At 49.4% G+C, this 269-nt stretch carries 1 tRNA gene and 1 other RNA gene; both read left to right on the top strand.

Features of this window, described 5'->3' with window-relative positions:
- A non-coding RNA gene (locus tag NA197_RS23515) (RtT sRNA) lies at positions 1–150 on the top strand; the annotation flags it as partial.
- A gap of 43 nt (positions 151–193) precedes the next feature.
- Positions 194–269: transfer RNA gene (locus NA197_RS23510), tRNA-Lys, on the top strand.

Genomic DNA, 269 nt, shown 5'->3' with positions numbered 1-269 from the left:
AGTTGACTTTTAATCAATTGGTCGCAGGTTCGAATCCTGCACGACCCACCAATTTAACATCAAACTCAGATGTTGAACGTGAAGGATAACGTTGCGTCAGCAACGGCCCGTAGGGCAAGGCGAAGCCGAGTCATCCTGCACGACCCACCATCTTTAGATGGTCCGAGTAAAATCTTTCAGGCAGCACCCGTATGGGTCGTTAGCTCAGTTGGTAGAGCAGTTGACTTTTAATCAATTGGTCGCAGGTTCGAATCCTGCACGACCCACCA

It is taken from the genome of Salmonella sp. NW884 (assembly GCF_051700745.1).
Taxonomy (GTDB): Bacteria; Pseudomonadota; Gammaproteobacteria; order Enterobacterales; family Enterobacteriaceae; genus Salmonella; species Salmonella enterica.
The sequence above is the reverse complement of the archived record's forward strand: the minus strand, read 5'-3'. Positions and strand labels throughout refer to the sequence as shown.